The organism is Sphingobium agri, from assembly GCF_023051225.1.
In the GTDB taxonomy this organism is placed as follows: Bacteria; Pseudomonadota; Alphaproteobacteria; order Sphingomonadales; family Sphingomonadaceae; genus Sphingobium; species Sphingobium agri.
On record NZ_JALKHS010000005.1, the window covers coordinates 64235 to 79729 of the forward strand.

16 protein-coding genes are annotated in these 15495 nt (G+C 64.4%); 7 read left to right on the forward strand and 9 right to left on the reverse strand.

All coding sequences use genetic code 11. The annotated features are described in order from the left end of the window. The first annotated feature begins 13 nt into the window (after positions 1-13). Positions 14-784: an SDR family NAD(P)-dependent oxidoreductase gene (locus MU848_RS03010; protein WP_247230163.1), complete on the forward strand. Its 771-nt coding sequence runs from the start codon at positions 14-16 to the stop codon at positions 782-784. A gap of 213 nt (positions 785-997) precedes the next feature. Here the strand turns inward: MU848_RS03010 and MU848_RS03015 are convergent, their stop codons facing one another. The 3 genes from MU848_RS03015 to MU848_RS03025 form a co-directional block, all read right to left on the reverse strand. Continuing rightward, complete coding sequence (locus tag MU848_RS03015; protein WP_201516334.1) at positions 998-1249, reverse strand: hypothetical protein; 252 nt, start codon at positions 1247-1249, stop codon at positions 998-1000. Between the two features lie 27 nt (positions 1250-1276). After that, entirely contained in the window at positions 1277-1459 is a 183-nt protein-coding gene (locus MU848_RS03020; protein WP_201516335.1) for a hypothetical protein, read from the reverse strand. A gap of 177 nt (positions 1460-1636) precedes the next feature. Next, the gene (locus tag MU848_RS03025; protein ID WP_247230164.1) at positions 1637-2047 is read right to left on the reverse strand and encodes a low affinity iron permease family protein; all 411 of its coding nucleotides are present in this window, start codon (positions 2045-2047) and stop codon (positions 1637-1639) included. A 69-nt stretch (positions 2048-2116) separates the two neighbouring features. Here MU848_RS03025 and MU848_RS03030 point away from each other — a divergent pair, with 69 nt between their 5' ends. From MU848_RS03030 to MU848_RS03055, 6 genes are all read left to right on the forward strand, one after another. Next, positions 2117-2329 (forward strand): hypothetical protein, encoded by a 213-nt coding sequence (locus MU848_RS03030; RefSeq protein WP_247230165.1) that lies wholly within the window; start codon positions 2117-2119, stop codon positions 2327-2329. A 112-nt stretch (positions 2330-2441) separates the two neighbouring features. Further along, a complete protein-coding gene (locus tag MU848_RS03035; RefSeq protein WP_247230166.1) occupies positions 2442-4043 on the forward strand; it encodes a GGDEF domain-containing phosphodiesterase in 1602 nt (533 codons plus the stop codon). Continuing rightward, a complete protein-coding gene (locus MU848_RS03040; RefSeq protein WP_247230167.1) occupies positions 4044-4769 on the forward strand; it encodes a LysM peptidoglycan-binding domain-containing protein in 726 nt (241 codons plus the stop codon). It begins immediately after the preceding gene. Next, on the forward strand, positions 4766-6469 hold the full coding sequence (locus MU848_RS03045; RefSeq protein WP_247230168.1) for a protein kinase domain-containing protein: 1704 nt from the start codon (positions 4766-4768) through the stop codon (positions 6467-6469). The genes MU848_RS03040 and MU848_RS03045 overlap by 4 nt, the downstream gene beginning before the upstream one ends. Next, on the forward strand, positions 6469-7479 hold the full coding sequence (locus MU848_RS03050) for a type VI secretion system-associated FHA domain protein (protein WP_097092998.1): 1011 nt from the start codon (positions 6469-6471) through the stop codon (positions 7477-7479). The genes MU848_RS03045 and MU848_RS03050 overlap by 1 nt, the downstream gene beginning before the upstream one ends. Continuing rightward, positions 7476-8213: a PP2C family protein-serine/threonine phosphatase gene (locus MU848_RS03055; RefSeq protein ID WP_247230169.1), complete on the forward strand. Its 738-nt coding sequence runs from the start codon at positions 7476-7478 to the stop codon at positions 8211-8213. Before MU848_RS03050 ends, MU848_RS03055 begins: the two co-directional genes overlap by 4 nt. A gap of 198 nt (positions 8214-8411) precedes the next feature. Here the strand turns inward: MU848_RS03055 and MU848_RS03060 are convergent, their stop codons facing one another. The 6 genes from MU848_RS03060 to MU848_RS03085 all read right to left on the reverse strand — a co-directional run bounded on the left by MU848_RS03060 (position 8412) and on the right by MU848_RS03085 (position 15493). After that, positions 8412-9089 carry a hypothetical protein gene (locus MU848_RS03060; protein WP_236575201.1) on the reverse strand — a complete coding sequence of 226 codons (678 nt, stop codon included), beginning with the start codon at positions 9087-9089 and terminating at the stop codon, positions 8412-8414. A 125-nt stretch (positions 9090-9214) separates the two neighbouring features. Further along, positions 9215-10294, reverse strand: coding sequence for a Rieske 2Fe-2S domain-containing protein (locus MU848_RS03065; protein WP_247230144.1), 1080 nt, complete (start codon positions 10292-10294; stop codon positions 9215-9217). A 240-nt stretch (positions 10295-10534) separates the two neighbouring features. Beyond that, a complete protein-coding gene (locus MU848_RS03070) occupies positions 10535-11578 on the reverse strand; it encodes a ParB/RepB/Spo0J family partition protein (protein ID WP_247230170.1) in 1044 nt (347 codons plus the stop codon). Beyond that, on the reverse strand, positions 11578-12903 hold the full coding sequence (locus MU848_RS03075) for an EAL domain-containing protein (RefSeq protein WP_247230171.1): 1326 nt from the start codon (positions 12901-12903) through the stop codon (positions 11578-11580). Before MU848_RS03075 ends, MU848_RS03070 begins: the two co-directional genes overlap by 1 nt. Before the next feature lie 124 nt (positions 12904-13027). Further along, on the reverse strand, positions 13028-14515 hold the full coding sequence (locus MU848_RS03080) for a hypothetical protein (RefSeq protein ID WP_247230172.1): 1488 nt from the start codon (positions 14513-14515) through the stop codon (positions 13028-13030). 417 nt (positions 14516-14932) lie between these two features. Next, positions 14933-15493: a 2OG-Fe(II) oxygenase gene (locus MU848_RS03085; protein WP_247230173.1), complete on the reverse strand. Its 561-nt coding sequence runs from the start codon at positions 15491-15493 to the stop codon at positions 14933-14935. Positions 15494-15495: the final 2 nt, after the last annotated feature.

Genomic DNA, 15495 nt, shown 5'->3' on the forward strand with positions numbered 1-15495 from the left:
GGATAGAACAGGAATGAACAGGGATTTCCCGGAAGGCGCAGCGATCATCTTTGGCGGCAGCGGCGGGATCGGCAAGGGCGTCGCGGTCGAGTTCGCCAAGTCCGGCACGGACGTCGCCATCTGCTATCGCAGCAAGAAAGACGTGGCGGAGGCGACGGCGCAGGCCATCGAGGCGCTGGGCGTCAAGGCCAGCCTGCATCAGGTCGATGTGCGGGATCGCGCTTCGGTCGACGCGGTCGTCGCTTCGGCGACCGCCGCGCATGGCCGCGTGCATAGCGTCGTCTGGGGCGCGGGTCCGCTGGTGCCGCAGGTCGCTATCGCCGAATGGAGCGACGAACAGTTCCGCCAGGCGATGGAGGTCGAGGTGTTCGGCTTCTACAATGCCGCCCGCGCCTTCATCCCGCACATGCGCGAAAAGGGCGGCGGATCGTTCGTCCATCTGGGATCGGCGGGACATGACTGGTGGCCGAAGCTCGACGGTCTGTCGGTCGCGCCCAAGGCAGCCAACGAAGCGCTGATCAAGGGTATCTCCAAGGAAGAAGGCAAGCATGAGATCCGCGCCAATTCGGTGCTGGTGGGCGTCATCGACGCGGGCATGTTCCACGAACTGACCGCGCAAGGCGTGTTCGATGATTATTGGGTCGCCGAAACCAAGAAGCTGCTGTGCCTGAAGCGTTGGGGCCAGTCGGAGGATATTGGCCAGGCAGCGGTATTCTTCGCGTCCGAACGGGCCCGTTATGTGACGGGTCAGGTGATTTCGGTGTCGGGTGGTTTTGGGGTCTGACGCGATTGGAAGGGGAGAGGCTTTCCGGTCTCTCCTCCGATCCGGCTACGCTTAGGTCTGGATCGCGGCCCGTTCGGGCTGCACCTTCAATCTACCAGAGAATGCGAAGTAGAGCCGTTGGCTTCGCCGTTTTTCGGGCAGACAAGCTCAGGGCGAACGGTTCCAGGGGGGGGGGTGACGATATGAGGCCAAGCGGAACGGGCGCCATCATGCTTAACGCCCCGCTGACGATGCCCCTTCATGGTCTGGAAGAGATGATCCGATAGCCGCAGGATGGGACATCGGAGATTTTTGCGTGGTCAGCATCAATTCAAACAGCAACGCCATTGCCAACTGGAACAGCAAGAATTCCACCGGCATGACGAGCAGTTCAGGCTCGACAACCGCTACGGAGCCGTCTGCAACTCCGGCGCCGAGCGAGCCGGCCAGCAGCAGCGTAGCGCCGTCATCGCCTGCACCGATCATAACGGCATCGGTTGAGCCAGCTTTAGTCTATTCGCCACCTGCGCGTACCGAGATCGGCCAGGCGCCTGTATCTTCACGATCGCTGGATAGCCTGCTGTCGGATGCGGGCTTCTTTTCGCGCAGCGCAGCGGCGGACAGGTCCGGCAGTGCCGCCGTCGAGCAGGTCGCCGCCAGCGCCATGCCCGCTGCTCTCAGCCAGGCAGAAGTCATCGCGCGCGCTGCTTATGCCATCGTTGCGGATGCCAATAGCGACAGCGCCACTTCTTCACTTATCAAGCAGTTCGGATAGGGGACGATCGGAGCGGCGAAGCCAACCGCTCTATTTCTCTTAGAAAAATGGAGGGCTTCGACAAGCTCAGCCCGAACGGGTGAAGAGAATGTCCTGACTTAGGTCCGCCGCAGGACATGCTCGACGCTGTCGTCGGCCGTTCCGGCCTTGCCTTCGTCGCAGCCGACTTCCTTTTCCAGCGCAGCGCGGATCTGTTCCACTTCCCCCGCGCTGCGATGCTCTATGCCGATAAATTGTTCGCGCGCGGAATCGAGGGCGCGGATCACTTCATCGAGCTTCGCCTGCATGGCGGCGGCGTCGCGGTTCTGGCTGTTCTGGATCAGGAAGACCACGAGGAAGGTTACGATGGTCGTGCCGGTGTTGATCACCAGTTGCCAGGTATCGGAATAGCCGAACAGCGGCCCCGACACGCCCCAGACCAGGATAAGTCCAAAGGCGAGGACGAAGCTGAGCGGCTGTCCGGCGGCGGAGGCGATCCGGGTCGCCAAGGCGGTGAAGATGCGGTCCATATGTTTCTCTACACTGTTGCCTCTGGTCGTTGGGAACCAGTAACAATTAGAAACATTCAACCAGGCGAAATGATCAAAAGCGCTGCGATAAAAGCCGCCGGATATGCGATATCTACCATCAGCGTCCTTCTGCTGGGCTTTGTATCATGGCGCAGCGCCAGCCGGGACCCGCTGCTGTCGCTATGCTTAGTCATCGGCATGGCGACGTCCATCGCGGGAATAGGGCTGCGATGGCTGTCCTACCGGGTGGAAGAAGACGAGCAGCCATCCACCGATAGATAAGTCCTTAACCTTTGAAGACTAATGCAGGTTAGGCAAGCGACCGGAATTCGCGCCCTTCCCTTAATCATCTGTTTCACAATTTGCCTTAAATCCTCGACCCGAAAGGGTGAGCATGCCGCGCATTGGTCACAGGATGCTGGGTGGAAAGGGACGGCCATGGTTATGGCTGTTGGTCGGCGCATCCATCGCGATCGGCGTGGGCATCCTGATCCATCCAGCCGCAGCCGCCCTTCTTCTTCCGCTGCTGCTCGCCATCACGCTGCTGCATGCGAGCGCGGAGACATATTGGCTGATGCGCCTGCGCAAGGCGTTCGGCATCAAGGGCAGCTATCCGCTTGCCCGCGGCATATATGCAGAAGCGCTGAAGCTCATCGAGGCAAACCGTTCCATGGCGCAGCGTTTCGTGCAGCGTCATGGCGTATCGGGCCTTCCCACCCGCGAAAAGCTGATCCAGGCGATGGCCGAGGGGCCGGGCGTGCTGGGCATGATCGAATTTGCCGACTTCGACCGGCTGAGCGCCATCGACCCGGAAAAGGCGGACCATGTTCTTGCGGAAATCGCGAGGCGCATCAGCCGCATGGCCGGACCGTCCCGCATGGCCGCCCATGTGGACCGGGCGCATTTCGCGCTCTGGTTCGCGGGCAGCAGCGAAGACGAGGCGGCCCCGGCGTTGCAGGCGATCGCCTACGCGTTGCAGGACCGGATGCTGATCGATGGCGAGGAGCTGCTGCCGGTCATTCGCCTGGGCCATGTGGCATGCGATCCGGACATCGCTCCAGCGGCGAAGTTGATTTCCCGCGCTTTTTCCCTTTTGGCGAGCCGCCATGGCATGGCGTCTGGTCCTGTCGATCAGGCGTCGAAGGCCGTCAGCTGCGATTTCGCGCTGGAACAGGATCTGCGCCGCGCCATCACGGCTGGCGAATTCGAAACATGGTTCCAGCCCTTCCTGGACGCGCGGACCCAATCGGTTTGCGGCGCCGAGGCGCTGATCCGCTGGCGGCACCCGGTTCGGGGGCTGGTTGGCCCGGCCGAGTTCATCCCCTTGGCCGAAGCTGCGGGCTTGGCGGCGGAGCTTGGCACATGGGTGCTGGACGCTGCCTGCCGCGCGGCGGGGAACTGGACCGCGATGGGGCTGCCGGGCGTCAAGGTCGCCGTCAACGTGTCGGGCCATCAGCTGGAACGCGAGGGCTTCGACAATCTGGTGGAGCGCACGCTGGGCCGTCATGGCCTGTCCGCCCGCCTGCTGGAACTGGAGCTGACAGAGAGTATCGCCATGGCGGATTCCCGCACGGCTGCCCAGCTGTTCGAACGCATTCGCGCGTCGGGGGCTGCGATTTCGATCGACGATTTCGGCACCGGCTTCTCCAGTCTCAGCTCTTTGAAGAAGCTGTCCTTCGACAAGCTGAAGATCGACCGCGAGTTCGTGACGGACGTCGACAGCCGCCGCGATTGCCAGGCGATCTGCCAGTCGATCATCGCGCTCGCACGCGGCCTTGGCATCAGCGTGCTCGCCGAGGGCGTAGAGAGGCCGGAGGAGATGCTGTGGCTGCGCCGTCATGGCTGCAACCTGTTCCAGGGCTTCTACTTCGCCCGGCCCATGCCGGAGGCCGATTTCCTGGCCTTCGCGCGCAGCGGCCAGACCATCACGAGCCTGTTCACCACCCACGCCCGGCCCTCTTCGGCCGAACCCAATAGCTACGCAAGGACCGCCTGAATGAGGATTAATGCGCCTAAATTGCTGCTTGCCATCGTGGCGGCCGGCCTTGCCGGATGCGCCGCGAAGCCGGGCGGCGAGAGCGTGCGCGCGCCCATGGTGCAGCAGGTCAGCAACGCGCAGGAAGTGGAGGACGTCGTGTCCTTGCTGAACAATGGCGATGAGAAAGCCGCGCGCAAGAAGCTGGAGGCCATGCTGAAGCGCGATCCTGCGGATACGGCCTCCGCCAGGCTGATGGAGAGCATCACGGCCGATCCGGTCGCGGCATTGGGCAGCACCGCATTCTCCTATCGCGTCGAGGCTGGCGACACGATGCAGGGCATTGCGCAGCGGTTCCTGGGCGACGCCAGGAAATTCTACCTGCTTAGCCGCTACAACGATCTGGCGGTGCCCGCTTCGCTGAAGCCGGGTCAGACGATCAGGGTGCCGGGGATACGGCCGAAGGAAGCGCCTGCCCCGGCGCCCGCCCGTCCGCGTGCCGCGCCAGCCCCTGCCGCCAAGGCCGCGCCCGCTCCGCCGGCGCCTGCCGCTACGCCGCGCACCGCCGACCCGCGCCGCGCCGCCCAGCTGCGATCGGCAGGGCTCACCGCGCTCAACAAGGGGCAGATCGGCACTGCGGTCGGATTGCTGAACCAGGCGCTGCGCCTGGACCCCGGCAATGCGCTGATCAAGCGTGACCTGGATCGCGCGCGGCGGCTGCAGGCAACGGTAAAGGCACGGCGATGACCTGGGTTGGACGCTACCGGATCGATGAACTGATCGGTGAGGGGGCGATGGCGCATGTCCATCGCGCGCATGACCCGAGTATCGACCGACCCATCGCGATCAAGCTGTTGAAGCCCGAATTTCGCGCGGACAGCGAGATTACGCGCCGGTTCCTGAGCGAATCCCGCGCCGCCGGGATGCTGAGCCACGCCAATATCGTCACCATCTACGATGTGGGCGAGGCCGATGGCACGCCCTATATCGCGATGGAGTATATCGACGGCTGCCCGCTTGATGAAATGCTCGCCGCGCAGGGGCGGATGACGGCGGACAAGGCCGCCCTGCTAGGCGCGCAGATCGCGAGCGCGCTTGCCTATGCCCATGCCCAAGGCGTGGTTCATCGCGACATCAAGCCGTCCAATATCCTGATCTGCGGCAATGGCCGGACCGCCAAGCTGCTCGATTTCGGCATCGCCCGGATCGACGGCCGCGACACATCATCGGCACAAAGGCAGGCTGCGCGCACCCAGGCGGGGGCCGTGCTGGGCACGCCGCGCTACATGAGCCCGGAACAGGCGCTGGGCATGCCCGTCGACGCACGATCCGACCTGTTTTCGCTGGGCGTCGTCCTGTATGAAATGGTGACTGGCAAGGTCGCCTTCACGGGCGCCGGGCTTGCCACGCTCGCCATCCAGATCGCGCAGGAACAGCCGCTGGAGATCGCGCGGCACGTGCCCGATTGCCCGAAGGGGCTGCGGTTCCTCATCACCAAATTGCTGGCGAAGAAGCCCGACCAGCGCTTCGCCGATGCCGGAGAGGTGGCAGACGCCCTGCGCCGCGAATATGACGCGGCGACAGGCGAGATGGACCAGCGGCAGGAAGGATGGATCCAGCGCTACCGGATGCCGTTGCTGCTGGCCGCATCGGTGCTGCTGGCGCTCGGCAGCGGGATCAACTTCGTGGTGCAGCGGGAAAAGGCGGTCATGCAGGACATGGCGCTGGCTTCCGGTTCTTCCATCGCATCCTTCGTCGCCCGCAATGCAGCGCTGCATGTGGCGGAGAATGCGGGCCGCCCGGCGACCGAACAGGATTGGGCGCCCCTGCAAGCCTTCGCAGTCGCCGCCGCGAGTGATCCGAGCCTGCGCAAGCTCGTCATCGCCGACGAGCATGACGTCATCCGTGCAGCCAGCAACCCGCGGCTGCTCGGCACCCGATACCGGCCGGGAGCAGCGGTGGACGAAACGCCCCTCCCCCGAACCGCGGGATCGGCGGTGACGCTGACAGACGGCGGCATGCGCTTCGTGCAGCCGGTCCGCTATGCAGGCGTGCCGTTCGGCAAGGTCGATGTGGTGATGGAGCGCGGGCAGCTGGACCGGGCGCAACGCATCGCCAGCCTGCTCTTTGCGGGGTTCGCGATCTTCGTGACGCTGGTAATTGGCCTATGCACCGCCGCGAGCGTGCGCATATGGAGCCGCCCGCTCCGCCGCCTGAAACGGGCGATGGAGGATGTAACGGCAGGCAACCTCTCCTTCCGCATTTCGCACCGGCGCAAGGATGAGATAGGCGACCTGTTCGACACCATGAACCGCATGGTCGCATCCATGGCCGACCGGCAGGAATATGTCGCCACGGCCCTGGCGGATGCGGAACGGGCGATGTTGATGACGCGGATCGACCCTGCGGCGTCGACCGATGCAGCGCCACGCAAGGGAGCCGCCTGATGTACATATTCCGCCTGTTCAACAAGGATGATGCGTTGACGCCGGTCGATGCCCGCTTCCTGGCGGAGGGGGTGCTGACCGTGGGACGCGATCCTGCTTCGGATTGGGTGATGATCGATCCGGATCGGGAGATTTCCCGGTCGCACCTCAGCATGCGGGTCGAAAATGGGCAGTTGCTGCTCCATTGTACCGGCGCAAACGGGGTTTTCGACGCAGCGACGGAGGAACGGCTGCCGATCGGCGAAGATATTGCCCTGAACCTTCCCCAATCCATCCTGCTTGGCCGCTACCGCCTGGCGGCCGATCATGCGCCACAGGCGTCGGCGGGCGGATCGCCGGAAAATGGCACGCTGCTCATGATGCCGCCGCTTGGCCACCGTATCGATGTGCCGAGCGACTGGACGGATGGACCCAGCGTCCCGCCGATCACCGCCGGCACGATGTTCGATGCCTTTTGCGAAGGGGCAGGGATCGACGCGGCGCAGTTCGGTGCGGAGGACCCGGCGGAAATCCTGCGGCGCGCAGGCGCGGTCTATCGCCAGATGGTTCTGGGCGTCGGCGACCTTCTGGCCGAGCGGGACCGGGTGCGGGGGCAATATCAGCTGGCCCAGACGATCATCACCAGCGCGGACAATAACCCATTCAAATGGGCGCCGACCCAGCGGCTCGCCATCGACCTGCTGCTGGCGAGCGAAGGGAGCTTCCTGTCCGGTCCGGACGCTCTCAACGCGTCGTTCCGGGACATAAAGAAGCATCTGGTGGCGACATTCCACGGCTTTCAACAGAGCCTGGCCGCTGCCGTCGACAGCTTCGATCCACAAGCGATCGCCGCCGCTACGGAGGGGCAGGGATCGCTGCTCAAGAGCCGCGCGGCGGTCTGTTGGGAGGAAGCGTCCAGGCGCCACGCGGCGCTGGCAGCGGAGCTGGAGGGCGAGGCGGGGACGCTCAACGACGCCTTCGTTACGGCCTATGGCGAGGTCAGCGCCCAGCAGGAAGAGGAAGGCCGATGAGCGCGCTGCGCATCGCTTGCGATGATCCGGCGGATGGCGCGCGCCACCGCTCCGCCGCCCGTACCCATGTCGGCAAGGTCCGGTTGTTGAACGAAGACCGCTATCTGGAAGCGCCCGAACATAGGCTTTGGGCAGTGGCGGACGGCATGGGCGGGCATGATGCCGGTGATGTGGCGGCGACCATGACCGTGCGCGCGCTCGCGGCCCTGTGCGAGGATGCGGCACCGATCGACGCCCCTGCCATCGCCCGGACATTGCAGGCGGCCAATGGGGCGATCCATGCGCATTTGACCGAGCGAGGACAGCGGGGCGGATGTACTGTCGCGGGGCTTTGGCTCGATCAGGACCAGGCTCATGTCTTCTGGGCGGGCGACAGCCGGGTCTATCGTTTCCGGGGGCAGCAACTCCAGCGGCTGAGCCACGATCATAGCGTGGTGCAGCAGTTGCTGGACGCAGGCGTGCTGAGCTCAAACCAAGCGGCGCATCATCCGCAGGCCAATGTGATCACCCGCGCGCTGGGCGTCGATCATCAGGTCGAGATCGATTTCTGCACTGTGGACCTTGCCGAGGACGACCGCTTCCTGCTCTGTTCCGATGGCATCACGGCGGAGCTCGATGATGCGCAGATCGCCGGATATATGGGCGAAGAGCGGGGCGAGATCATGAACGCGATCATGGCGGCCGCGCTTGCATCGGGCGGCCGTGACAATCTGACGCTGATCATGGTGGGATAGGGCACGACGAGGTTGGATTGATCGTCACCCCAGGCCTGATCCGGGGTCTCGCTTCTTGCCTGAGGCTGCTGAAACAGCGGGACCCCGGGTCAAGCCCGGGGTGACCGAAAGGAGCCTCTGCGGTGCGTTCGTGTAAGACGATCACGCTCTGGAGGGAGCAGCCCGCGACGAAGCGCGGCCTGCTCCCCTTAAGCTATGTCAGAGTTCGACCACCGACAGGATGTGGCTGTCATAACCGGGCCATACATAATCGAATTCGAGGATCAGCGTGTCGCCGATCTGGCCGCTCGACAACAGGTCGGTTTCGACGAACAGTTGCAGGCCGTTGCGGCCATAGGCGTAACGGGTGACGTTGCCGAAGGCGGGGGACGCGTCCAGAAGCGCGTCGATCTGCTCATTGCCCTGGCGCGGACGGTTGACGGTTACCTTCAGGCGGCCCTTCAGGTCGGGATCATTTTCGTTCGCATCCATGAAGTCGAGCGTCATCTTCTCGATCGCTTCGAACGAGTCCACCAGCGTCCCGACGTGGAAGGTATATTCAGGATCAGCCTCGACAGCAGCGCGCAGGGCCTTGACCGCCTCATGCTCCTTATCCGTGCCATAGCCGAGCGCTTCGCGCGCAGCCTTGTTCACCGCCGCCTGCGCCGCGGGAAGAGCGGAAAGATAAACGATGCCGTCGCCCCGGCTGCGGTTGCTGTCATGGACCACGAAGCGATAGAAATTGCCCTGGGGGAAAGGCAGCATCTGCGTTTCGACGAACCCTGCCAGCTTCAGCAGCTTGGCCGCTGCCGGGCCGTCTTCGCTATTGGGATAGAATAGGGCGACATGCCCCATCGACCGCATGTAATCCTGAGCATCTACTGCCAAAGTCGCCATGTTCATGCCTCCTGCTCCGGTCGCTTGACGCAACCGCTATCCCGGTAAAATCAAAAGGACCGGGCCGTTATGATCAACGGCCCGACCATAGGCCAGCCTTTCCGGCGGCGCTGGATATTCCGACCTTATGCCGCCTGCGTGGAACTGCGCTTGTCGAGTGTGACATGCATGCCGTTGGTGCGCTTGTGCAGGTCGGGGGTCTTGTCGCGGGGATTGTAGAACTGCTTGTACCAGGTCCGTACCTTGCCGTAGGGGCCGTCATTGGGAATGACGAGCGGATTGAGGCAGGCTTTCTTGTTCTGCCAGATCTCGACATCCTGGGCAAAGGCAAGGCGGCTGCCTTCCTGATATTCGAGGGCTGCGGCGCGCAGCTCGTCGGTGACGGGCGCGGTGCCGTCATTCACCTGCACCATCAGGCCATGCCAGACGCGGATCTTGCCATCCTCGATCGGCGTGTGGGTGATGAGGATGAAGCTGTCGAACGTCCCTTCCATCTCCGACTGGAGGATCGAGGGGCCGGTGTACCAGGTGTCGAGCGTCAGCACGTCCTCCGGGTTCTGCACCAGCGTGCGGTGTCCGGCAGCATAATATTGGTGGACGATATGATCCTTGAACTCATTGGCGAAGTAGACGAAGTCCTTTGCGCCATGGATCGGGATGAAGTGGCCGAAGTCGGCCATGTTGTCGACCACCTCGATCGGGTGGATGTCGAGATCGCCCATGAAGTCGATCTTCCAGTTGACCCAGCCCGGCGCATCATAATGGCCGCCGAAATCGGGCAGGTCGAAATTGGGTTCCAGCGCTTCGGGATCATGCCAGATCCAGATCGTGCCTGCGCGTTCCACCACAGGGAAGGTCTTGAGCTTCGCCGCCTTGGGCACGAAGTCGGAATAGGGAATGTTCTTGCACGCGCCGTCCGGGCCGAACTGCCAGCCATGGAAGGGGCAGCGGATCGAATCGCCGACCACCTGCTCGCCGTCGCGCACGATGTAGCTGGTCGTGTTCTTCGCCAGATGCGCGCCCATGTGCGGGCAATAGGCTTCCGTCACATAGACCTGCCCGCTCTCGCCACGGTACATCACCATGTCCTGGCCCAGATAGCGCATCGCCTTGGGGCTGCTCGTCGCCTCGGCGCTCTCACCCACCATGAACCAGCCACGTGGAAAGGTGAATTCTCCCAGACGATAGTCCGACGATGTCGCCATTGCTTGATCCTCTCACTCGCTACCTGGCGTAGCAGGACGGGCCGGTCGCCCATATGAACCATATGGCGATCAGCCCAGCCGATTTAACTGATGCCATATAATTTACGCAAAGCCGTTCGGCCGTGCAAGTTACTTATCGCCAATAAGCTTGAACCAGCCCTTAATGCTGCGCAATGAACAAGCCCATGCGCGTCTACGTCCGGGATTTGCGTGCACGCAAATCTCCGAAGGACGCCTTGGTCATGCCAGGGCGCGCGCGGCCAATATGGCTTCTCGCACATGCGCGAACAAGAGGTCGAGATCGGCGTCGCTCGCGATAGTCAGATCCAGCACGACGCCGCCCTTGGTTACGCGTGCCCGGCCTATGCGGTCGCCGCCAGCCATGATCTCCATGTCGCTGCTTTCCCTGGGCCGCCGCGCCGCCGCCTGACGCAGCCGGGACAGGACCGTCGCGGACGCCAGCATCGACCCATTGCCGGCGGCGCGCGCCTGCTGCTCCTGCGCGATGATCCGCGCTTCGGCGATCAGGTCGGCCCTTTGCTCATGCCTTCGCAAGAGCGGCGTCAGCAGTTCGGAATAGCGGACCTTCAACTCCTCCTTCGTGGCGAAGGCCTGGATCACCTCTTCGGGCAGTTGGGCAAGGGCAAGAAGGCGGCTGAGCTGGCTGTTCGACAGGCCCAGCGCCTCGGCCATGCGCGACTGGACACCGCCATAGAAGCGGTCGACCGCCTGCTGATAGCTGCGCGCCCGGTCCAGCTCGCAAATATCGGCGCGTTCCCGATTTTCTATGTCGGCGAGACGGAAGGCTTCCTCGTCCGACAGTTCGACGACCAGCGCGTTGAGGCGCAGTTCCGGGCGGCCATTATGGTTCAGCCAATCAATGGCGAAGCGCCGCCTGCTGCCGACCAGCAGCTGATAGGGTTGTTCCGACGCCTGCGGGTTCAGCCGCACGAGCACAGGGATGCGGTTGCCGCCTTCGGCCGCGATCGATTCGATCAGCGACCGGCAACTGTCGGGGTTGAGGCCCGGCTGATCCCGGGGGTTGCCGTCCCACACCACGCAGTCGGCGGGGCGGATGAGCATCGGTGCGCGGCTGTCTATCCTGTCCCCGGCAAAGCTGGTCAAGCGATCATCGAGGCGGCTGAGCGCTTCCAGTTCGGCGGCCGGGCGGGCTGCGCCATTGTCGCGGGACAGCGTCGCCATGATGTCGCGTATCAATCCCGCCATGCGGCCTTTCCTCCATTGCTGGCGATTGTCTAGCGGCGTTTCGGCTGCCTGGCTCATCAGACCGAATCCGAAATGGCGGAAGTCGCGCGCGTTGCGTGCACGCAAAGAAGACTCTGTGCCACATGGCGCGCCGGTTTTTCGCTGAACTGGTGATGATGCAGGGCGCTGGTGAACGTGCTTAGCGACGTGACACGGTCACCCTTCGTCCAGCCGCGCCGAGCGCTTGGGCGGCCGAGGTGCGAGCCCGTCACCCACTCCGCCCCTTCTTCAGCGGCGATATGGAGGTGCCAGGGCGAGTCCACGCCATCGACGATCACGGTGGAACTCATGGTGCGGGCCAGGCCGAGAAGATGGCCGACGCGCAGCCGGTTGCGTTCCGATTCATAGGCGGTGCGCATGAAGGGACTGTCCAGCTTCACGACATCCGGGGACAGGGCCATCAGCTGCCCGATGGAAGCTTGGCCGGAGCCGAAGCGGGCGACCGAAATCCGCACGCCCAGACCGCGCAAAGTCCGGACGAAGGAGAGCGCGTCGCGAAAACAGGCGATGCCGCTATTGTCGCCGATCTCGATCACCAAGCGGCGTGCAAGGCTGGGCTCCCGTCCCAAACGGTCGATCAGGTCCGTCCAACCTGCACCCTGGCCATGCAGGTTGCTCGATAGGCTGTGCGGGGAGACGGCGACCGACAAGCAGGCGGCCGGGTCCGCCTCCAGTTCACGGATCACGTCGCGCACCAGCAAGCGATCGAGCAGATGGGGGAGGCCGAGGCGTTCGAGCGCGGCATAGTTGGCGGCGCAATCCATCTGCTCGCCATTTTCGCCGACGCGGCGCAGCATCGCTTCATAATAGAGGATGGTGCTGCCATCGCGCGGGCGGGATACCGGGCGCCAGCTCAGGACGGCCTCGCCATCCTGAACCCAGCGCAGGAGTGCGGCGGCCTGCTCCATATCGCGCCGGTAGAGGGCGACGCCTTCACCCCGGCGGACGACGATCTGCGATTGCCGCAATGTGGAGGCGGCGAGCCGGGCGCTCGCCTCCATTTCCTGTGCACGGCCCAGATGTTCGCCGACAAAGGCCTGCCCGGCCGACACCGAAAGCAATATGTCGCAACCATTGTACCGGAAGGGTTCGCCATCGATCGCTTCGCACAGCTTCTCAACCAGCCGCTCGACGGGCAGGCTCTGCATGAGCGGATAGCGGGCGGTCAGCATGATCCGGCTGCCGTCGGCGCTGCGCAGGCCGATGCGGCCCAGGTGCTGGCGAGCTCGATGGCAAAGATGATCGATGGCGGCGCGAGCGGCATCCGGGCCATAGGCGGCTTCGATGGCATGAAAATTGTTGAGGCTGATGATGAGCAGATGCTCGGCCTGATGGAGCTTCATCAAGGGCGAATCCTTTCGCGGGACCAGCTTGCAAAGTGCCAGACAGGATAAGATGAGGAGGCGGCGGGCCTGCCGCCTCCTCACCCCTCCCCCGTGCCGGTGGGTGCGCGGGGGAGGCAAAGGGTCAGCGGCCGAGCAGACCGCCGAGCAGGCCCGTTACCGGAGCGGCGGGGCCCTGACCGCCCGTGGACGGCGCGGCCACGCCGCCGAGCAGGCCTGTCACTGGCGCAAGCAGTGATCCGCCGCCGGTGCTGCCGCTGCCGCTGCCGGTGGGGAGTGCCGGGGCAAGGCCGTTGACGGCGTCGAGCACTGGCGAGACGACGCTGTCGACGGTCGAAGTGACAGTGGCGACGACCGGCGCGGCAGCGGTCACGACCTGATCTATGGCGGCGCCCGCTTCAGCGCCCAGAACGCCGCCGACGAGATTGCCGACCGGCGCAAGTCCGGCCTCCACCCCTGCGGCGGTGGTCGGCACTGCCACATCGACGATCGTCCCCTGCGTCAGGACTTCGGCGGTCAGCAGCTGCCCCTGCGCCGGAGCGGTCGCGGACGGCAGCAGATTGACGCCGACCAGCGTGTCACTGGTGGTCGGGCCGGGCACGGCCTGACCACCGACATTTGTCCCGATCAGGGGTCCGCCGAGCAGGCCGCCCGGCGTTCCGCCTGCTCCCCCCAACACGCCCGTCAACCCGCCTGCAACCGTTTCGACCAGGCCAGTTACAGGAGCGAGCGCACCGCCATCGCCGACGATCGCCCCCGTGACCGGCGCCAGCGCGCCGGTCACCGTGTCGAGCAACGGCGCCGTCACCTGAGTAGCGGCAGACGTGACCGTCGCCACCACCGGAGCAAGACCGTCGGTCACTTGAGTGACGGTGCCCCCCACCTGATCACCAAGCAGCGTTCCGGCAAGCGTGCCGACGGGCGCCAGCCCCTGCTGAACGCCGCCAACCGTGGTGGGCAGGGCCACGTCCACGACCGTACCATCGCCATTCAGCAGGCCGACCGTCGCGAGGTTGCCGGTGGCGTTCGGCTGATCGGTCAGCACATTCACGCCGACGAGAGATCCGGGGCCGGTGGGACCGGCGACCAGCTGGCCGCCCAGATTGACGCCGATCAGTGCGCCATCGCTGGTTCCGGTCGGGCCGCCGGGGCCGGTGGGACCGGTTGGACCTCCTGGACCGGTGGGGCCAGTTGGGCCGGTTGGGCCTCCGGGGCCTGAAGGACCGGCGGGACCTGTGGGGCCGTTGGGGCCTGTCGGGCCGGTCGGGCCGCCCGGTCCGGTGGGTCCGCTCGGGCCGGATGGTCCATCTGGACCGCCGGGGCCGCCCGGGCCAGTGGGGCCATTCGGGCCAGCGGGACCGCCTGGTCCGCTCGGGCCACCAGGACCGCTAGGACCATCAGGGCCACTTGGACCACTCGGACCACCTGGGCCGCTTGGACCAGTGGGCCCGCTGGGGCTGGTCGGACCCGACGGGCCGGAGGGCGTCTTGCCTCCTGCCGTGCGGACGCTGAAGCCCACGCCATCGGAGCAGGCGCCAAGTAGGAAAAGCGGAATCGCCGTGGCGCAAAGCAGCAGACGCCGCCCTGACCGCGCTGGCCCAACCAAAGACATGCTAGAACCTCCCTGTTCAATGCGAACATCATCGCAAGGCCACAAGGCTAAGCACGGCATTCCCTTACGGCTTCTTCTAAAATCACCGATCTGGTGACATCGGGCTTTGGGCGGAGGGAGGTGCGAAGGAACAGTCAGGGAAGCGCGGGAACGGATACGCAAAGGGCTTGCGATTGCGGTCTGTGCGTCGGGATTGGCTGGTTAGGTTGGGGAAATTTGGGTTGGGCTGTTTTCTGATGCGCAAGATGGGGAGGTCGGAGTGTTTTTGGGGTTTGTCCATTATGGTTCGATTTGTGTTCGGACTTGAGGCTAGAAATAACGGGTATCTAGGGGACCTTCTCCCTCTCCCCTTTAGGGGAGAGGGTTGGGGAGAGGGAATTTTCCGTCGACCAGGGTGCGTGGCGATGCCAATCGGCACTAACGCCACCGTGGACCCTCTACCCAAGTCACGAGGCTCCGGCGCAGCCCTGCCGTCACGGGGAGCACGCGATGTTGCAGGAAGGACGGAAAGATCAGCATGCTGCCGCGCGGGGCGAAGGTGGCGGCGGGTTGCGCCACGCAGAAGAATTCGAACGCTCCACCTTCATAATCTTCTGGATCGGACAGCTGCACCACCACCGACAATTTGCGGTCGAAGGGGCGGGAAGATTCCAGCCACACATCCTGATGCCAGTCATATTTGCCCTGCTGGGTGGCGTGATATTCGGTGAACTGCACTTCATAGGGAGCGACGATGTCGACGCCGAAATTGGTGCGGTTGGATGCGCCGACAAATTGCATCAGCCGGTCGACAATGTCCTTTTCCCGCAATGGATCGAACCAGCGGATGATTGAGGAGCGATAGGCGTGATCGCTGCGGCTGCTGTGCTCGAAACCCACGGTGGCGGACTGGTCGGCATAGAAGTCCGCCCGTTTGACGATGGCGTCGCACTCCGCGGCCGTCAGCGCGGACGGCCACACTTCCCACACATTGTTCATGT

Coding starts and splice junctions, on each gene's coding strand:
- MU848_RS03010 (WP_247230163.1), top strand. CDS start 14: ATGAACAGGGATTTCCCGGAAGGCGCAGCGATCATCTTTGGCGGCAGC.
- MU848_RS03015 (WP_201516334.1), bottom strand. CDS start 1,249: ATGATCGGTGCAGGCGATGACGGCGCTACGCTGCTGCTGGCCGGCTCG.
- MU848_RS03020 (WP_201516335.1), bottom strand. CDS start 1,459: ATGACTTCTGCCTGGCTGAGAGCAGCGGGCATGGCGCTGGCGGCGACC.
- MU848_RS03025 (WP_247230164.1), bottom strand. CDS start 2,047: ATGGACCGCATCTTCACCGCCTTGGCGACCCGGATCGCCTCCGCCGCC.
- MU848_RS03030 (WP_247230165.1), top strand. CDS start 2,117: ATGATCAAAAGCGCTGCGATAAAAGCCGCCGGATATGCGATATCTACC.
- MU848_RS03035 (WP_247230166.1), top strand. CDS start 2,442: ATGCCGCGCATTGGTCACAGGATGCTGGGTGGAAAGGGACGGCCATGG.
- MU848_RS03040 (WP_247230167.1), top strand. CDS start 4,044: ATGAGGATTAATGCGCCTAAATTGCTGCTTGCCATCGTGGCGGCCGGC.
- MU848_RS03045 (WP_247230168.1), top strand. CDS start 4,766: ATGACCTGGGTTGGACGCTACCGGATCGATGAACTGATCGGTGAGGGG.
- MU848_RS03050 (WP_097092998.1), top strand. CDS start 6,469: ATGTACATATTCCGCCTGTTCAACAAGGATGATGCGTTGACGCCGGTC.
- MU848_RS03055 (WP_247230169.1), top strand. CDS start 7,476: ATGAGCGCGCTGCGCATCGCTTGCGATGATCCGGCGGATGGCGCGCGC.
- MU848_RS03060 (WP_236575201.1), bottom strand. CDS start 9,089: ATGGCGACTTTGGCAGTAGATGCTCAGGATTACATGCGGTCGATGGGG.
- MU848_RS03065 (WP_247230144.1), bottom strand. CDS start 10,294: ATGGCGACATCGTCGGACTATCGTCTGGGAGAATTCACCTTTCCACGT.
- MU848_RS03070 (WP_247230170.1), bottom strand. CDS start 11,578: ATGAGCCAGGCAGCCGAAACGCCGCTAGACAATCGCCAGCAATGGAGG.
- MU848_RS03075 (WP_247230171.1), bottom strand. CDS start 12,903: ATGAAGCTCCATCAGGCCGAGCATCTGCTCATCATCAGCCTCAACAAT.
- MU848_RS03080 (WP_247230172.1), bottom strand. CDS start 14,515: ATGTCTTTGGTTGGGCCAGCGCGGTCAGGGCGGCGTCTGCTGCTTTGC.
- MU848_RS03085 (WP_247230173.1), bottom strand. CDS start 15,493: ATGAACAATGTGTGGGAAGTGTGGCCGTCCGCGCTGACGGCCGCGGAG.